This window comes from Polynucleobacter sp. es-MAR-4, assembly GCF_018882055.1.
Lineage (GTDB): Bacteria > Pseudomonadota > Gammaproteobacteria > Burkholderiales > Burkholderiaceae > Polynucleobacter.
The window spans coordinates 581,060-595,623 of sequence record NZ_JACVPF010000002.1 but is presented as its reverse complement, the minus strand read 5'-3'; the positions used below and the strand labels follow the sequence as shown (position 1 = coordinate 595,623).

General features: G+C 45.7%; 20 protein-coding genes. 13 read left to right on the top strand and 7 right to left on the bottom strand.

Annotation, left to right across the window (positions count from 1 at the left end; all coding sequences use genetic code 11):
- The first annotated feature begins 5 nt into the window (after positions 1–5).
- From rplO to dsbD, 11 genes are all read left to right on the top strand, one after another.
- On the top strand, positions 6–446 hold the full coding sequence (gene rplO, locus ICN16_RS09110) for a 50S ribosomal protein L15 (RefSeq protein WP_015420250.1): 441 nt from the start codon (positions 6–8) through the stop codon (positions 444–446).
- A gap of 17 nt (positions 447–463) precedes the next feature.
- A complete protein-coding gene (gene secY, locus ICN16_RS09105) occupies positions 464–1,801 on the top strand; it encodes a preprotein translocase subunit SecY (RefSeq protein ID WP_216136717.1) in 1,338 nt (445 codons plus the stop codon).
- 4 nt (positions 1,802–1,805) lie between these two features.
- Positions 1,806–2,024, top strand: a complete 219-nt coding sequence (infA, locus tag ICN16_RS09100) for a translation initiation factor IF-1 (protein WP_015420252.1) — start codon at positions 1,806–1,808, stop codon at positions 2,022–2,024.
- 35 nt (positions 2,025–2,059) lie between these two features.
- Positions 2,060–2,176, top strand: coding sequence for a 50S ribosomal protein L36 (gene rpmJ / locus ICN16_RS09095; protein WP_012357167.1), 117 nt, complete (start codon positions 2,060–2,062; stop codon positions 2,174–2,176).
- A gap of 24 nt (positions 2,177–2,200) precedes the next feature.
- Entirely contained in the window at positions 2,201–2,566 is a 366-nt protein-coding gene (rpsM, locus tag ICN16_RS09090) for a 30S ribosomal protein S13 (RefSeq protein WP_015420253.1), read from the top strand.
- An 18-nt stretch (positions 2,567–2,584) separates the two neighbouring features.
- Positions 2,585–2,992: a 30S ribosomal protein S11 gene (gene rpsK, locus ICN16_RS09085; RefSeq protein ID WP_015420254.1), complete on the top strand. Its 408-nt coding sequence runs from the start codon at positions 2,585–2,587 to the stop codon at positions 2,990–2,992.
- A 118-nt stretch (positions 2,993–3,110) separates the two neighbouring features.
- A complete protein-coding gene (gene rpsD, locus ICN16_RS09080; protein WP_068320135.1) occupies positions 3,111–3,734 on the top strand; it encodes a 30S ribosomal protein S4 in 624 nt (207 codons plus the stop codon).
- Between the two features lie 22 nt (positions 3,735–3,756).
- Positions 3,757–4,737, top strand: a complete 981-nt coding sequence (gene rpoA / locus ICN16_RS09075) for a DNA-directed RNA polymerase subunit alpha (protein WP_015420255.1) — start codon at positions 3,757–3,759, stop codon at positions 4,735–4,737.
- Positions 4,738–4,753: 16 nt separating this feature from the next.
- Positions 4,754–5,146 carry a 50S ribosomal protein L17 gene (rplQ, locus tag ICN16_RS09070; protein ID WP_015420256.1) on the top strand — a complete coding sequence of 131 codons (393 nt, stop codon included), beginning with the start codon at positions 4,754–4,756 and terminating at the stop codon, positions 5,144–5,146.
- A 65-nt stretch (positions 5,147–5,211) separates the two neighbouring features.
- The gene (gene cutA, locus ICN16_RS09065; RefSeq protein WP_216136715.1) at positions 5,212–5,547 is read left to right on the top strand and encodes a divalent-cation tolerance protein CutA; all 336 of its coding nucleotides are present in this window, start codon (positions 5,212–5,214) and stop codon (positions 5,545–5,547) included.
- Between the two features lie 5 nt (positions 5,548–5,552).
- Positions 5,553–7,226, top strand: coding sequence for a protein-disulfide reductase DsbD (dsbD, locus tag ICN16_RS09060; RefSeq protein WP_216136714.1), 1,674 nt, complete (start codon positions 5,553–5,555; stop codon positions 7,224–7,226).
- A 49-nt stretch (positions 7,227–7,275) separates the two neighbouring features.
- On the opposite strand, the gene hemB is transcribed toward dsbD, so the two are convergent.
- Positions 7,276–8,295, bottom strand: a complete 1,020-nt coding sequence (hemB, locus tag ICN16_RS09055; protein WP_370625628.1) for a porphobilinogen synthase — start codon at positions 8,293–8,295, stop codon at positions 7,276–7,278.
- Positions 8,279–8,944: a ribosome biogenesis GTP-binding protein YihA/YsxC gene (gene yihA, locus ICN16_RS09050; protein ID WP_216136711.1), complete on the bottom strand. Its 666-nt coding sequence runs from the start codon at positions 8,942–8,944 to the stop codon at positions 8,279–8,281. The genes hemB and yihA overlap by 17 nt, the downstream gene beginning before the upstream one ends.
- A gap of 114 nt (positions 8,945–9,058) precedes the next feature.
- Between yihA and ICN16_RS09045 the strand changes: the two genes are divergently transcribed.
- Positions 9,059–9,793, top strand: a complete 735-nt coding sequence (locus tag ICN16_RS09045) for a cytochrome c (RefSeq protein WP_216136708.1) — start codon at positions 9,059–9,061, stop codon at positions 9,791–9,793.
- Positions 9,794–9,883: 90 nt separating this feature from the next.
- On the opposite strand, the gene lysA is transcribed toward ICN16_RS09045, so the two are convergent.
- The gene (gene lysA / locus ICN16_RS09040; protein WP_216136706.1) at positions 9,884–11,182 is read right to left on the bottom strand and encodes a diaminopimelate decarboxylase; all 1,299 of its coding nucleotides are present in this window, start codon (positions 11,180–11,182) and stop codon (positions 9,884–9,886) included.
- Positions 11,179–11,370 (bottom strand): lipoprotein, encoded by a 192-nt coding sequence (locus tag ICN16_RS09815; protein WP_223146542.1) that lies wholly within the window; start codon positions 11,368–11,370, stop codon positions 11,179–11,181. The genes lysA and ICN16_RS09815 overlap by 4 nt, the downstream gene beginning before the upstream one ends.
- A 2-nt stretch (positions 11,371–11,372) precedes the next feature.
- Between ICN16_RS09815 and cyaY the strand changes: the two genes are divergently transcribed.
- Positions 11,373–11,801, top strand: coding sequence for an iron donor protein CyaY (cyaY, locus tag ICN16_RS09035; RefSeq protein ID WP_255533715.1), 429 nt, complete (start codon positions 11,373–11,375; stop codon positions 11,799–11,801).
- Between the two features lie 20 nt (positions 11,802–11,821).
- On the opposite strand, the gene aroB is transcribed toward cyaY, so the two are convergent.
- The 3 genes from aroB to ICN16_RS09020 are packed head-to-tail and all read right to left on the bottom strand — an operon-like array spanning position 11,822 to position 14,562.
- On the bottom strand, positions 11,822–12,904 hold the full coding sequence (gene aroB, locus ICN16_RS09030; protein ID WP_216136703.1) for a 3-dehydroquinate synthase: 1,083 nt from the start codon (positions 12,902–12,904) through the stop codon (positions 11,822–11,824).
- Positions 12,905–12,912: 8 nt separating this feature from the next.
- The gene (locus tag ICN16_RS09025) at positions 12,913–13,437 is read right to left on the bottom strand and encodes a shikimate kinase (RefSeq protein ID WP_215302357.1); all 525 of its coding nucleotides are present in this window, start codon (positions 13,435–13,437) and stop codon (positions 12,913–12,915) included.
- 12 nt (positions 13,438–13,449) lie between these two features.
- Positions 13,450–14,562, bottom strand: coding sequence for a secretin and TonB N-terminal domain-containing protein (locus ICN16_RS09020; protein ID WP_255533714.1), 1,113 nt, complete (start codon positions 14,560–14,562; stop codon positions 13,450–13,452).
- Positions 14,563–14,564: the final 2 nt, after the last annotated feature.

Here is a 14,564-nt window from a genome sequence, read left to right as displayed (position 1 = left end):
AGAATATGCAACTCAATACACTCAAACCCGCAGAGGGATCCAAGAAAAATCGTCGTCGCGTAGGTCGCGGCATCGGTTCAGGCCTTGGTAAAACTGCAGGCCGCGGTCACAAAGGTCAAAAATCACGTTCCGGCGGATTCCACAAGGTTGGATTCGAAGGCGGACAGATGCCAATGTATCGTCGTTTGCCAAAACGCGGTTTCGTGTCTTTGACACGTCGTCACGTTGGTCAAATCACTTTGAATGACTTAGCAAAAATCAACTTGCCAGAAGTAGACTTGTTAGTTTTGAGAGCTCACGGTTTTGCTGGCGAGCAAATCAATGCAGTCAAAGTCATTAAGACTGGCGAACTGTCAATTGCTGTGACCCTCAAAGGTATTACAGCAACCGCGGGTGCAAAAGCAGCTATTGAAGCGGCTGGCGGCAAATTGGTTGACTTGGTTTAATTAGTTTTTAGTAAACGATGGCACTCGCTCCTACCAACACAGCAAATATTGCTCAATCAGGAAACAAGTTTGGCGAATTACGCCAACGCTTGATATTCCTGGTTTTGGCTTTGCTCGTGTTCCGTTTGGGCGCACACATTCCTGTTCCAGGTATTGACCCTGACCAATTGGCTCAATTGTTCTCTGGTCAAAAAGATGGCATCTTAGGTATGTTCAACCTGTTCTCAGGTGGTGCTTTATCGCGCTTTACAGTTTTTGCTTTAGGAATCATGCCGTACATCTCTGCGTCGATCATCATGCAGTTAATGACGATTGTTGTTCCTTCTTTGGAGTCTTTGAAAAAAGAAGGTCAAGCAGGACAGCGTAAGATTACTCAGTACACCCGTTATGGCACTGTGTTCTTAGCAACATTCCAAGCATTGGGTATTTCAGTTGCATTGCAAGCCCAACCAGGCTTAGTTATCAACCCAGGTTTGATGTTTGAATTGAATACAGTGGTAACTTTAGTTACTGGCACGATGTTCTTGATGTGGCTCGGTGAGCAGATCACTGAGCGCGGTCTTGGCAACGGTATCTCTATTATTATTTTCGGCGGCATTGTTTCTGGCTTGCCAACTGCAATCGGTAGCTTGCTTGAATTAGTGCGCACCGGTTCCATGAATATCCTATCCGCATTACTCATCGTAGTGATTTGTATTGCAGTGACTTATTTTGTTGTATTTGTAGAGCGTGGTCAGCGCCGTATTTTGGTGAACTACGCTAAGCGCCAAGTTGGTAATAAGGTATATGGTGGTCAGTCTTCATACTTCCCATTGAAGTTGAACATGGCTGGTGTTATCCCTCCAATTTTTGCTTCATCTATTATTTTGTTCCCTGCAACGATTGCTGGCTGGTTTACATCGGGCGAGCCTACCAATATGTTCAGCAGAATTATTAAAGACTTGGCGGCAACATTAGCCCCAGGCCAACCTGTCTACACAATTTTGTATGCAGCTGCAATTATTTTCTTCTGCTTCTTCTACACAGCTTTGGTTTTCAACAGCCGTGAAACAGCAGATAACTTGAAGAAGAGCGGCGCCTTTGTTCCGGGTATTCGACCTGGCGATCAGACTGGCCGTTATATCGACAAGATCTTGGTTCGTTTGACATTGGCTGGTGCAATTTATATGGTTTTGGTTTGCTTGTTGCCAGAATTCTTAGTGTTGAAGTACAACGTGCCATTCTATTTTGGCGGTACTTCATTGTTGATTATTGTCGTTGTTGCAATGGATTTTATGGCTCAAGTTCAGTCATTCGTAATGCAACAACAATATGGTTCTTTGATGAAAAAAGCTAACTTTAAGATGGGCGCTTAACTGAATGTCTAAAGACGATGTAATTCAGATGGCGGGAGAAATTATTGAGAATTTGCCGAACGCAATGTTTCGCGTGAAGCTAGAGAACGGACATGTGGTTCTAGGGCACATTTCTGGAAAGATGAGGATGCATTACATCCGCATTCTGCCAGGAGATAAGGTGACGGTGGAGATGACTCCATACGACCTGACGCGCGCCAGAATCATTTTCCGAGCGAAGTAAAGATTAAGTAGTACATATTTTTTTAGAGGTGAGTTATGAAAGTTTTGGCATCCGTTAAGTGTATTTGCAGAAATTGCAAGATCATTAAGCGCAAACGCGTTGTGCGCGTGATCTGTTCTTCAGACGCACGTCATAAGCAGCGTCAAGGCTGATCTGGTTAATTAAGAGGAAATCTCATGGCACGTATCGCTGGGGTAAATATCCCAAATCATCAACATACTGTTATCGGTTTAACAGCAATTTTTGGCATCGGCACAACACGTGCTCGCAAAATTTGTGAAACCACAGGTGTTGCTATCGACAAAAAAGTTAAAGATCTTACAGACGGTGACTTGGAAAAGTTGCGTGATGAAGTAGGTAAGTTCATCACTGAAGGTGACCTTCGTCGTGAAGTAACGATGAGCATCAAGCGTTTGATGGACTTAGGCTGCTATCGTGGCGTTCGTCATCGTAAGGGCTTGCCTGTACGTGGTCAACGTACTAAGACTAACGCGCGTACCCGCAAGGGCCCACGTAAGTCTGGCGTGCAACTCAAGAAATAATCAAGAAAGTTTATTGACATGGCAAAACAACAATCCGCTTCTGCAGCTTCACAGCGCGCACGCAAGAAGGTTAAAAAGAACGTTGCTGACGGTATTGCACACGTTCACGCATCTTTTAATAACACCATTATTACGATCACTGATCGCCAAGGTAATGCGCTTTCATGGGCAACATCTGGTGGCCAGGGTTTCAAGGGCTCACGTAAATCAACACCTTTTGCTGCTCAGGTAGCTGCTGAAGTTGCTGGTAAGACAGCCATTGAATGCGGTATCAAGAATTTGGAAGTTCAGATCAAAGGCCCGGGCCCAGGTCGTGAATCAGCAGTTCGCGCATTGAACTCATTGGGTATCAAGATCACTGAGATTCAAGACGTAACTCCAGTTCCACACAATGGTTGCCGTCCTCCTAAGCGTCGTCGTATTTAAGCTTGGATGTTGGCAGTACAACAGTTTTAGTAGTTTTTTATTAAAGCCCACCGTTCATCTGAATTAAAGGGTGAACTCACCGCCGGTCGTAAGACTGCGGCAAAGAAAGGAAAGCATCGTGGCACGTTACTTAGGGCCTAAGGCCAAATTAGCACGTCGGGAAGGTACCGACTTATTTTTAAAGAGCGCACGTCGCGCCCTGTCAGACAAGTGCAAGTTAGATACTAAGCCTGGTCAACATGGCCGTACATCTGGCTCAAGAACATCTGATTACGGTAATCAATTGCGTGAAAAGCAAAAGGTTAAGCGTATCTATGGCGTATTAGAGCGTCAATTCCGTCGTTACTTCGCAGAAGCTGAGCGTCGTAAGGGCAACACTGGTGAAACATTGCTCCAGTTGCTTGAGTCACGTTTAGACAACGTGGTGTATCGCATGGGCTTTGGTTCTACTCGTGCTGAAGCGCGTCAATTGGTTTCTCATTGCGCAATTTTGCTCAATGGCAACCCAGTAAACATTCCATCTATTCAGGTTAAGCCTGGTGATGTAGTGGCGATTCGTGAAAAAGCGAAGAAGCAAGCGCGTATTACAGAATCACTCAATTTGGTTGGACAAATGGCAGCTGTTACTTGGGTTTCAGTTGACGCAGCCAAGCTCGAGGGAACATTTAAGCAAGTGCCTGACCGTGAAGATATTAGCGGCGAAATTAATGAAAGTTTGATCGTCGAATTGTATTCACGCTAATTAGCACTCTCAAGGAAAAAATATGCAAACAAATTTGCTCAAGCCAAAAATTATTTCTGTTGAAGCGCTTACCGCCAACCAAGCTAAGGTTGTTATGGAGCCGTTCGAGCGTGGCTATGGCCACACACTCGGCAATGCATTACGTCGTGTTTTGTTGTCCTCGATGGTTGGTTATGCACCAACTGAAGTAGCAATTGCTGGTGTTGTTCATGAATACTCCACATTAGATGGCGTTCAAGAGGATGTAGTTAACCTTTTGTTGAACCTCAAAGGTATCGTATTTAAGTTGCAGTCACGTGACGAAGTTACTATCAATTTGCGTAAAGAAGGTCCAGGCGTTGTTACTGCAAAAGATATCGACTTGCCACATGATGTAGAAATCATTAACCCTGATCACGTTATCGCTCACTTATCAGCTGGTGGTAAGTTAGATATGCAGATCAAGGTTGAAAAAGGCCGTGGCTATGTACCAGGCAATATGCGTCAGTACCATGACGAAGCTACCAAGATCATTGGTCGCATCGTATTGGATGCCTCATTTAGCCCAGTAAGCCGTGTTAGCTATGCTGTTGAGTCTGCTCGTGTTGAGCAACGTACCGACCTTGATCGTCTCGTAATGACAATCGAAACAAACGGTGTGTTGTCTCCCGAAGAAGCGATTCGTCAAGCCGCTACCATTTTGGTTGATCAGTTAGTTGTATTCGCGGCCCTCGAAAGCAGCGAAGTTTCTGGTGATCTCGCACCAAGCCGCTCTTCAATGGTTGATCCAATGTTGATGCGTCCGGTTGATGATCTCGAACTCACAGTGCGCTCTGCAAACTGCTTGAAGGCTGAGAACATCTACTACATCGGTGACTTGATTCAACGTACAGAGAATGAATTGTTGAAGACGCCTAATTTAGGTCGTAAGTCTTTGAATGAAATCAAAGATGTATTGGCGGCTCGTGGCTTAAGTCTTGGCATGAAACTCGAAAGCTGGCCTCCAGCTAACCTCGAGAAATAATTAGAAAGGAAGCATCATGCGTCACGGAAACGGCTTACGCAAACTAAACAGAACATCATCACATCGCTTGGCGATGCTGCGCAACATGTCCAATTCACTCTTGGAGCACGAAGTGATTAAAACCACTTTGCCAAAAGCAAAAGAATTGCGCATGGTTGTTGAGCCTTTAATTACCTTGGGTAAAAAAGATAACTTAGCAAACCGTCGCTTAGCATTCAATCGCACACGCGATCGCGATATCGTGACCAAACTCTTCACAGAGCTCGGCCCACGTTACGCAACTCGTCCAGGCGGCTACCTTCGTATTTTGAAGTTTGGCTTCCGTCATGGCGACAATGCACCTATGGCTTTGGTTGAGTTGGTAGATCGTCCAGAAGTTGAAGAAACAGCAGTGGCTGAAGAGGCTTAAGCCTTTTAGCAAGATTAAAAGCCAGGCTTCGGTCTGGCTTTTTTCATTTATACGGCTATAAATACATGATGACCCTAGATAAATCTACCGAATTGCTGATTGTTGTTACCAGCTTTGCATCGCTTGAAGATGCAAAGAAGATGGCGCATAAATTGATTGAAAGCCGTCTGGCTGCCTGCGTACAAATACAAGAGGGTGTGCATTCCATCTATCGCTGGGAAGGCAAGATTTGCGAAGCAAGTGAAGTTTTATTGTCAGCAAAGACAGTTGTAGATAAATGGGCGGGTATTTCTAATTTCATTAAAAGTAATCACCCTTATGATTTGCCAGAGGTGATTGCCTACGCTCCTGAAAAATATGAAGCGCTGTATGGCAAGTGGGTGCAGGCCGAGGTAAAGTGAGTGCCATGAGATTGATTAATAAATTCATCCCGGTTCTAGCTACATGCTTATTCTTTGTTGGCAATGCTTTTGCAGCCCAAGAATTCCTGCCGCCTGAGAAGGCATTTCAGGCTGAAGCAACATGGGCAGTTAATACGAATGACATTGAGTTGGAGATTTTTCCAGCCAAGGGTTATTACATCTATCAAGAATCCCTGCATTTCAAGATGGGGTCTGAGCCCAGCAAATTAGGGCCTGTAAAGGCATCGCTCCCTGTCGGGATTGAAAAGTATGACGAGACTTTTCAAAAGAAAATGCAGGTTTATAAGCAGACATTTCTTCTTACGCTAGATAGAAAAGCAGAAATAGGGAAGCCGCTTTACTTAGAATTGGAGTTACAAGGTTGTGCTGAAGCGGGAATTTGTTATCCACCAATGACCCTCAAGTTTTTGCTTGCAGGCCCTGGAGTAAAGGCAGGGCCAATTCCAGAGATATTGGATGGAGCTACTTCAGGCTCGACCCCCAAAAAAGAATTGAGCCTAATAGATGTATGGCGTGAGCGTGATGACGTTAATGCTATTAGTCGCTTCTTAGAAAGCACGCCAACTGGATATCTTTTCCTAGCTTTCTTTATTCTGGGCCTGGCATTAGCTTTCACTCCCTGTGTTCTTCCGATGCTGCCGATTCTCTCGAGCGTGGTATTTGGAACTCAGGGTAAGCAATCCATTAGCAAGGGTCGCGCAAGCTTATTAGCGGTCGCATATGTGCTCGGTATGGCATGCGTATACGCATTAGCGGGAGTCTTGATGGCTGCCTTGGGTGGCAGTGTCCAAAGAGCGCTACAGAGCCCTATAGCGCTGATTGGTTTTGCATTGCTTCTATTAGCCCTATCAGGCAGCCTATTTGGCCTATATGAGCTCAGAATGCCCCAGTCTTGGCAGCAAAAGGTAGACCAATTAGCAGGGCGTCACAAAGGCGGCAGTTTTGCGGGTGCCTTTGCTCTGGGTGGAATTTCTACATTAGTCGCCAGCCCTTGCATTACCGCCCCTTTGGCTGGAGTGCTCGCTTTCATTGCCCAAACAGGCTCAATGAGTTTGGGGGCAGGCCTCCTTTTTGTAATGGCCTTGGGTATGGGCTTACCACTCCTCTTTATTGCTATTGAAGCGCGTATCCTCATTCCATCAACAGGTATCTGGATGGTTTGGTTGCAAAGAACATTAGGTGTTTTATTGGTGGCAACGGCGGCCTGGATTGCATCTCCTTTATTACAAAGCGGTAGTAGTGAAGCCGGCAAGATCATGGCCAATGGTCAGCGCCAGCATCAGATTGGAAGTGTAAGTTTTACTGTGATTGAATCTAGCGCGCAGTTAGAGCAATTCTTAACCCAAGCAAAAGAACAAAAGAAATTAGTGCTCTTAGATTTTTATGCAGACTGGTGCATTTCTTGCAAGGAGATGGAAGTCAATACTTTCGCAAATCCTGAAGTGAATCAAGAGCTGCAGAAGTTTGTTTTGCTGCAAGCCGATGTTACAAAGAATAGCCCTGAGAATCAGGCTTTGTTGAAGCGCTTTGGATTATTTGGCCCGCCCGGAATTTTGATCTTTGATCTCAATTCTGAAGAGTTAAAAGATCAACGTGTAATTGGCTATATGCCGCCACAGCGTTTTGCTGAGCGCTTGAAAAAAGTACTAGCAAATTAAATTACTTGAGACTGAATAAGTTTTTACTTATTCAGTCTTCACCATCAATTTATTTGCTTGCTTTGATAAGACGTGCAGCTTCGAGCGCGAAGTAAGTCAAGATGCCATCTGCGCCAGCACGTTTAAATGCAAGCAAAGATTCCATCATTACAGCGTCGTGATCAAGCCAACCGTTTTGTGCTGCAGCTTTGAGCATGGCGTACTCACCACTGACTTGGTATGCATAAGTAGGGTAATTAAATTCATCACGGACTCTGCGCACGATATCTAGGTAAGGCATGCCAGGTTTGACCATCACCATATCAGCACCTTCGTTGATATCGAGTGCAACCTCCCGCAAAGCCTCATCAGTATTGGCGCAATCCATTTGGTAAGTTTTTTTATCAGCCTTGCCTAAATTTTTTGCCGAACCTACTGCATCACGAAATGGCCCATAAAAAGCAGAAGCATATTTAGCGGAGTAGGCCATGATGCGAGTGTGAATGAGCTTGTTCTGCTCTAGTGCCTCACGAATTTTTCCAATGCGACCATCCATCATGTCTGATGGTGCAACGATATCAACACCAGCTTGCGCTTGAGCAATAGCTTGTTGCACCAAGATTGCCGTGGTCTCATCATTCAGAATGCGACCTTGCTCATCTAAGACACCATCTTGACCATGACTTGTGTAAGGATCAAGTGCAACATCTGTCATGATGCCTAAGTTAGGAAAGCGTTTCTTGAGTTCACGTACTGCAGTCGGAATTAATCCATTGGGATTAAAAGCTTCTTTCCCATCAGGCGTTTTCAGAGATGCATCAATCACCGGAAAGAGTGCCATCACAGGAATGCCTAATGCAACGCATTCTTCGGCTACGCCAAAAAGTAAATCTAATGAAACACGATTTACGCCAGGCATTGAGGCAACAGCTTCTGATTTACCTTGGCCTTCAAGTAGGAACACTGGATAGATCAAGTCATTGGCAGAAACGCTGTTCTCTTGCATCAGGCGACGCGACCAATCATCACGACGCATGCGACGTGGGCGATGCGTCGGAAAGTTCAACAAAGAGTTAGCTTGTGATTTCATCTTCTTGAGTCTCTGCTTCAAATAACCATTTAATAACAATATCGTCGGCCTCTTCAAGACCAATGCGCTTCGTGCTTGAGAATAATTGTGCCGTAAGTTGTTTGGATTCACCATTGCCATCAGGCAGCGCTGGATCATATTGCTGCAACTGTTTGCGCACAGCTTCTAAAGCATGCTTGCACTCACTTTTGTTGAGCTTGTCGCACTTGCTAAGCAAAATATGGATTGGTTTGCCAGTCGGCACAAACCACTGAATCATTTGCTCATCCAGATCGGTGATACCGCGTCTGGAGTCCACGATCAGGACCATGCCTACCAGTTGCTCCCGTTCCTGCAAATAATCGCTTAGAAGGGTATTCCAGTGGTATTTAGTCTCATGATTGACTGCTGCATAGCCATATCCCGGTAAATCCACTAAATAGGCTAAAAGATCATCTTTTGCAAAAAGCCCAAAATAGTTAATGTGTTGGGTACGTCCTGGCGTTTTACTGGCAAAAGCGAGGCGTTTTTGGTTGCAAAGCACGTTAATTGCGCTGGATTTGCCTGCATTTGAGCGGCCAGCAAAGGCCACCTCTCGGAGTGGTGTGGCAGGCAGGCAATGGGTGTCATTGACTGTGGTCGCGAATCGGGCTTGAAAGAGTTTAGACATGTTCAGAAGCTATTGTAAAATCACGCAAAATCATGAAATATCTCATGGTGTTGGGTAAAAGGTTGTAAAAGTAGGGCCCAAACACTTTTAGGAATTTTTGCCAAGGTAAACATAATGCGTCAAACCTCTCAAATCTCCAAATTAACTAGCGTAAGCGCTAGCCTAGCCGCCGGCTTATTTCTGGCGATGTCTAGTTTCTCTGGCGTTGTAAGCGCTGCAGATCCAGCCCCAGCTGCCGCCCCGATGGCAGAAACCGCTGCCAAGCCAGTTGTTCCAGGCAAACCTAAAGTCGATCCTGCCGTTGGTGAAGCGCTTTACTCTAACGGCGATGCTAGCCGTGGCGTGACCGCCTGCTTGACTTGCCACGGTCCTAAGGGCCAGAGCGCTACCGCTACTTGGCCTAAATTGTCTGCTCAGCATGCTGCTTACACCACTAAGCAGCTCAAGAACTTTAAAGATGGTTCACGCGCTAATCCAGTCATGATGGGTATGGCCGCCACCCTAACTGAGCAAGATATGAATAATATTTCTGCTTACTTGGCCAGTCAGCCAGTTTCACAAGGTGTTGCTCAAAATAAAGACACGATTGAATTGGGTCAAAGCATTTATCGTGGTGGTATTGCCGCTAAAGGTGTTCCAGCATGCGCGGCATGCCATAGCCCAACTGGTGCCGGTATCCCATCACAGTACCCACGCATGGGTGGCCAATGGGCTGAGTACAACACTGCGCAGTTGATCGCTTTCCGTGAAGGCACTCGTAAAAATAGCACTCAGATGACAACGATTGCAACTAAGCTTTCTGATCAAGAAATGAAAGCTGTTGCTGATTACATGGCTGGCTTGCATTAATAGTTACGTTCAGTACAAAACAAAAACCCCGCTGAAGTAGCGGGGTTTTTTATTACCTAGAAATTTACCTAAATGCGTTATTAATTAAATTTAGTTCGGCAGGATAGTTTCACTAGCAAAGAGATCGGCAACATTTTCTCGTGCACGAATGACATACGCATTTTTTCCGTCAACCATAATCTCTGCAGGTTTAGGTCTGGTGTTGTAATTGGATGCCATTACAAAACCATATGCACCAGCAGACAGAATGGCAAGTAGATCACCTTCCTCAACTGCTAGCGTGCGATCTCTTCCAAGCCAGTCACCAGATTCGCATACAGGTCCGACGATGTCATAAGTGGAGCTTGCGACTTGTTTTGTTTGGGCTGGAACAATGCTGTGATAAGCCTCATAGAGAGCGGGACGCATCAACTCTGTCATTGCCGCATCCACAATGCAAAAGTTTTTCTCAGCACCAGGCTTGAGATATTCCACTTGGGTCAAAAGCACGCCAGCATTGCCCACCAGGGATCTGCCGGGCTCCAACACTACATCGAGATGCGCAAAGCCGCGCTCAGCAACACGGTTGAGTAAGGTATTGGTGAACTCAGTGATGTCAGGCGGATTGTCATCTCCATAAGAGATGCCAAGGCCTCCACCTAGATCGAGATGATGGATCTCAATGCCTTCTTTTTTCAATTGAGTCACTAACTCCAATACCTTATCAAGTGCATCTAGATACGGTGCGGTAGTTGTGATTTGTGAGCCAATATGGCAATCAATACCCACCACATCAATTTGTGAAAGTAATGCAGCTTCACGATATGTATTGAGAACCTCGTGATAAGCGATGCCAAATTTATTGCCTTTTAATCCAGTGGAAATATAGGGATGTGTTTGTGCATCAACATCAGGATTCACGCGCAAAGAAATTGGGGCACGGCAATTGAGTTTTGTAGCAACTCGATTAATTTGATGCAGCTCAGCAATTGATTCCACATTGATGCATTTAACACCTGCTTGCAATGCCTGAGCGATTTCATGGGCAGATTTACCAACACCTGCAAATACCAAACTTTTTGGATCTGCGCCAACTGCAAGGGCGCGAGCCAATTCGCCACCGCTAACTAAGTCAAAGCCGGAGCCTAATTGTTTAAAGCAATCAATCACCGCTAGATTGCTATTGGCCTTCATTGCATAGTGGACACGAGCACGTCTTTTGCCAGAGGAGTCGACGCATGCTTTGTCATAGGCTTGATACGCCTCGGTTAACGCTTTTTTGCTATAGACATATAAAGGCGTGCCAAACTCTTTTGCCAAATCGGACAAAGGAATTTCTTCTGCATACCAATTTCCATTGCGCTCTGTAAATCCAGCTAAGTCGGGGAGTGGAATCGCTTTACTTGTCATTGCTTGGTCGGTGTTGGGTTGGTAGTAGCAGGGCTTTGGGGCGGATAGAGCTTGCCTTTGGGCTCTGGCTCAGAGGGAGGGCTAGGTGCTGGCGGCACATTTGGCAAATATAAGGGCCCTCTTACCCCACACCCAACAAGGGATATTAGAAGGCTAATGCCGAGAGTTCTTTTAAGAATCGCTATCATGAATGTCTCTAAAACGAATGATTGAATATAGCATGCAGGACTCGAATACGAAGCCAAGTAATTTGACTGTGGAAACCATTGACGATAAGCAATTTCATCAGTTGGGCAGCAATTTATTGCAGTCCATTGAGGTGGCATTAGAGGCTGCAGATGATGCTCTGGATCTGGACTTAGATGTGGAGCGCCAGGGTGGTAACGTCATCAATATTCGATTTAGGGATCGTAGCGTGATTGTGGTCAATACCCAACCGCCTTTACATGAAATCTGGGTAGCAGCTAAATCTGGCGGTTATCACTATCGCTGGGCGGGAACTTTGGCTTCCCCACTCTGGCTAGATACTAAAACGGGGCGCGAACTATTGGGCGATTTATCAGAATTTGCTAGCGCCCAAGCTGGAAAATCGATTGTTATTGGCTTGCTTCAGAAATAAAGATCGAATCTCTATAGAAATTAAACTGCACCAGTTGCCGCCAGGGTCTCGATGACCTGAGCATCGGGAACACTTTTAATTTGAGCTTTGCCAATTTTTTCTAAAACGACGTAACGGATTTGACCGCCTTCAGTCTTTTTATCTACTTGCATTAATTCCATATAGCGTTGGGCGCCAAACTTGGGAGGCGCAATCGGCAGATTCATAGACTGAATAATTTGAGTTAAGCGATTAACCTCATCTTGGGTGATGAAGTTCAGGCGGCGTGAGAGGTCTGCGCCCATGACCATGCCGCAACCTACAGCTTCACCATGTAACCACTCGCCGTAACCCATGCCGGCTTCGATTGCATGACCAAAGGTATGCCCGAAATTGAGGGTTGCACGAATGCCACCTTCTCTCTCATCCGCTGAAACAACGGCCGATTTAATTTCACAAGAACGTAATACGGCATGTGCCATTGCATTGGTATCGCATGCCAATAAAGATTTTGCATTGGCCTCTATCCAGCTTAAGAACTCGGCATCGGCAATTGCACCATGTTTCACTACTTCAGCTAAGCCAGCAGAGAGTTCGCGTGCAGGTAATGTTTTTAAGGTGTTGAGATCTGCAATGACTGCGGCTGGCTGATGAAACGCCCCAATCATATTTTTTCCGAGCGGGTGGTTAATACCGGTCTTGCCGCCGACAGAGGAGTCCACTTGAGCTAATAGGGTTGTTGGTACTTGAATGAAACGAATGCCGCGCATAAAGCTGGCAGCAGCAAAGCCAGTCATATCGCCAATGACACCACCACCCAATGCTACCAACATGGTTTGACGATCAGCCCCAAACTTAAGGAGGTCATCAAAAATCAATTGAAGATTTTTCCAATCCTTATAAGACTCTCCATCAGGCAGCACAATCGTTCTAACGGGCTTACCGAACTTCTCTAAAGTCTTGGTGAGACGATCTGCATATAAAGGCCCAACTGTCGTATTAGTAACGATATAAATCGATGTAGATTTTTCGCAGGCATTAAATAATTCTGGCTGATCTATTAAATCTGTACCAATATGAATGGGGTAGCTACGATTGCCTAGATCAACTTCTAATGTTTTCATGGATAAATTTATGCGGAGAGTTCGAGTTGCATGATGAGGGTGTTGACTAGTTGATTGACGCTGGGTTTTCCAGTCTCAATGACATAGTCGGCGATTTCGCGATACAGGGGATCACGGATAGCGTAGAGGTTTTCTAGAATCTTTTTTGCATCACCATTTTTAAGTAGCGGTCTACCTTCGCCACCTTTGGTGCGATGCCAAAGCTCCATCGGATTAGCATGGAGATAAATTACGGTTCCTCTTTCGCTGAGGAATTGACGATTTTCAGGAAGGAGCACAGCGCCGCCACCGGTTGCCAAAATGACATCGTGCTCTGCTGTAATGTCTTTGATGGCCTGCGCTTCGCGCTTACGAAATCCATCTTCACCTTCCATTTCAAAGATGACAGGAATTTTGACTCCGCAACGATCTTCAATCACATGGTCGGCATCTAAAAAACGGCGACCTAATTTCTTGGCCAACAATTTACCGACGGTCGACTTCCCGGCGCCCATGAGGCCAATCAGAAAAATATTGTTGGATGAAGAGTTCACCCTTCGATTTTATTAGTGTTTGTCCAGCACGGTGGGGGTTAAGAAGACCAATAACTCAGTTTTATCGGCTAATTTGGATTTATGGCGGAATAAATGCCCAATCAAGGGAATATCGCCTAGCAGCGGAACCTTGACCTCATCATCGCGTTCAGTGGTTTGAAAGATGCCGCCAATGATTGCCGTGCCACCATTTTCCACTGTGACCTCAGAACTGAGGTTTTTGGTGTCAATCGCATAACCTTGCTCAGTTTTCATGCCAATAGTGTCTTTATTGATCCCTACTAACATTGAGATCTTCCCATCTGGATGTATTTTGGGTAATACCTCTAGGCGCAAATTGGCTTTGCGAAACTGTAATTTGCTCCCGCTTTGAGAGCTGACTTGATAGGGGAGCTCAGTTCCCTGCTCAATCGTAGCCTTAACTTGATCGCCAGTCATGATGCGGGGATTGGAGAGAATTTTGCCTTGACCATCAGATTCCAGTGCTGAGAGCTCCATTTGTAGTTGCCTGGCGGAATTCCTAGAAACCAGGGTAGCAGCTAGTGTGGCGGGATTAAAGCCAGCCAAGCCAGCTCCTGCAAGATCGAGATTGGCGCTAGCGTTTTGGTCTGGGTGATTGCCAATACCTTTGGCTTGGTATCCGAGTTTGACGCCGAGCTCACGTGCAAAGCGCTGATCAGCCTCGACGATGCGAGCCTCAATCAGGATCTGGCGTGGGCTATTAATATGATCGCCCCCAAAAGGCAGGGCAGCATCTTCCCGCCGAAACTTTTGAAAACTTTGAATTTCAGCGTGAGGACCAATCCAGTAAATGTCCCCGTTGCGAACAAGCCGTAAACCCCGGCTGGCAAGAATGGAGTGGAGAGCAGTTTGCCAAGGAGTGTCCTTAAGGTCTACTGAGATCTTGCCTTGAATGGATTCACTCAGGAGGAAGTTTGTATTCCCCATTTTTGCTAAAACCTGCAAAAGCTCAGTCATTTCAATTTGGCTAAATTGCAGACTAATACGACTATCTTTTGGCCCGCTCGAGGGGTTTGCTTCAGGATGCTTTCCTAAGGCTAGATTGAAGCAAAAAGCTGTTACTAGGAGGAGTGATTTGATGGGGGTTTTTAGTAAGATCTTCAATA

Bases quoted from the DNA above. Each gene is read 5' to 3' on its own strand.
- rplO (WP_015420250.1), top strand. From the start codon at position 6: ATGCAACTCAATACACTCAAACCCGCAGAGGGATCCAAGAAAAATCGT.
- secY (WP_216136717.1), top strand. From the start codon at position 464: ATGGCACTCGCTCCTACCAACACAGCAAATATTGCTCAATCAGGAAAC.
- infA (WP_015420252.1), top strand. From the start codon at position 1,806: ATGTCTAAAGACGATGTAATTCAGATGGCGGGAGAAATTATTGAGAAT.
- rpmJ (WP_012357167.1), top strand. From the start codon at position 2,060: ATGAAAGTTTTGGCATCCGTTAAGTGTATTTGCAGAAATTGCAAGATC.
- rpsM (WP_015420253.1), top strand. From the start codon at position 2,201: ATGGCACGTATCGCTGGGGTAAATATCCCAAATCATCAACATACTGTT.
- rpsK (WP_015420254.1), top strand. From the start codon at position 2,585: ATGGCAAAACAACAATCCGCTTCTGCAGCTTCACAGCGCGCACGCAAG.
- rpoA (WP_015420255.1), top strand. From the start codon at position 3,757: ATGCAAACAAATTTGCTCAAGCCAAAAATTATTTCTGTTGAAGCGCTT.
- rplQ (WP_015420256.1), top strand. From the start codon at position 4,754: ATGCGTCACGGAAACGGCTTACGCAAACTAAACAGAACATCATCACAT.
- cutA (WP_216136715.1), top strand. From the start codon at position 5,212: ATGATGACCCTAGATAAATCTACCGAATTGCTGATTGTTGTTACCAGC.
- dsbD (WP_216136714.1), top strand. From the start codon at position 5,553: ATGAGATTGATTAATAAATTCATCCCGGTTCTAGCTACATGCTTATTC.
- hemB (WP_370625628.1), bottom strand. From the start codon at position 8,295: ATGAAATCACAAGCTAACTCTTTGTTGAACTTTCCGACGCATCGCCCA.
- yihA (WP_216136711.1), bottom strand. From the start codon at position 8,944: ATGTCTAAACTCTTTCAAGCCCGATTCGCGACCACAGTCAATGACACC.
- ICN16_RS09045 (WP_216136708.1), top strand. From the start codon at position 9,059: ATGCGTCAAACCTCTCAAATCTCCAAATTAACTAGCGTAAGCGCTAGC.
- lysA (WP_216136706.1), bottom strand. From the start codon at position 11,182: ATGACAAGTAAAGCGATTCCACTCCCCGACTTAGCTGGATTTACAGAG.
- ICN16_RS09815 (WP_223146542.1), bottom strand. From the start codon at position 11,370: ATGATAGCGATTCTTAAAAGAACTCTCGGCATTAGCCTTCTAATATCC.
- cyaY (WP_255533715.1), top strand. From the start codon at position 11,373: ATGTCTCTAAAACGAATGATTGAATATAGCATGCAGGACTCGAATACG.
- aroB (WP_216136703.1), bottom strand. From the start codon at position 12,904: ATGAAAACATTAGAAGTTGATCTAGGCAATCGTAGCTACCCCATTCAT.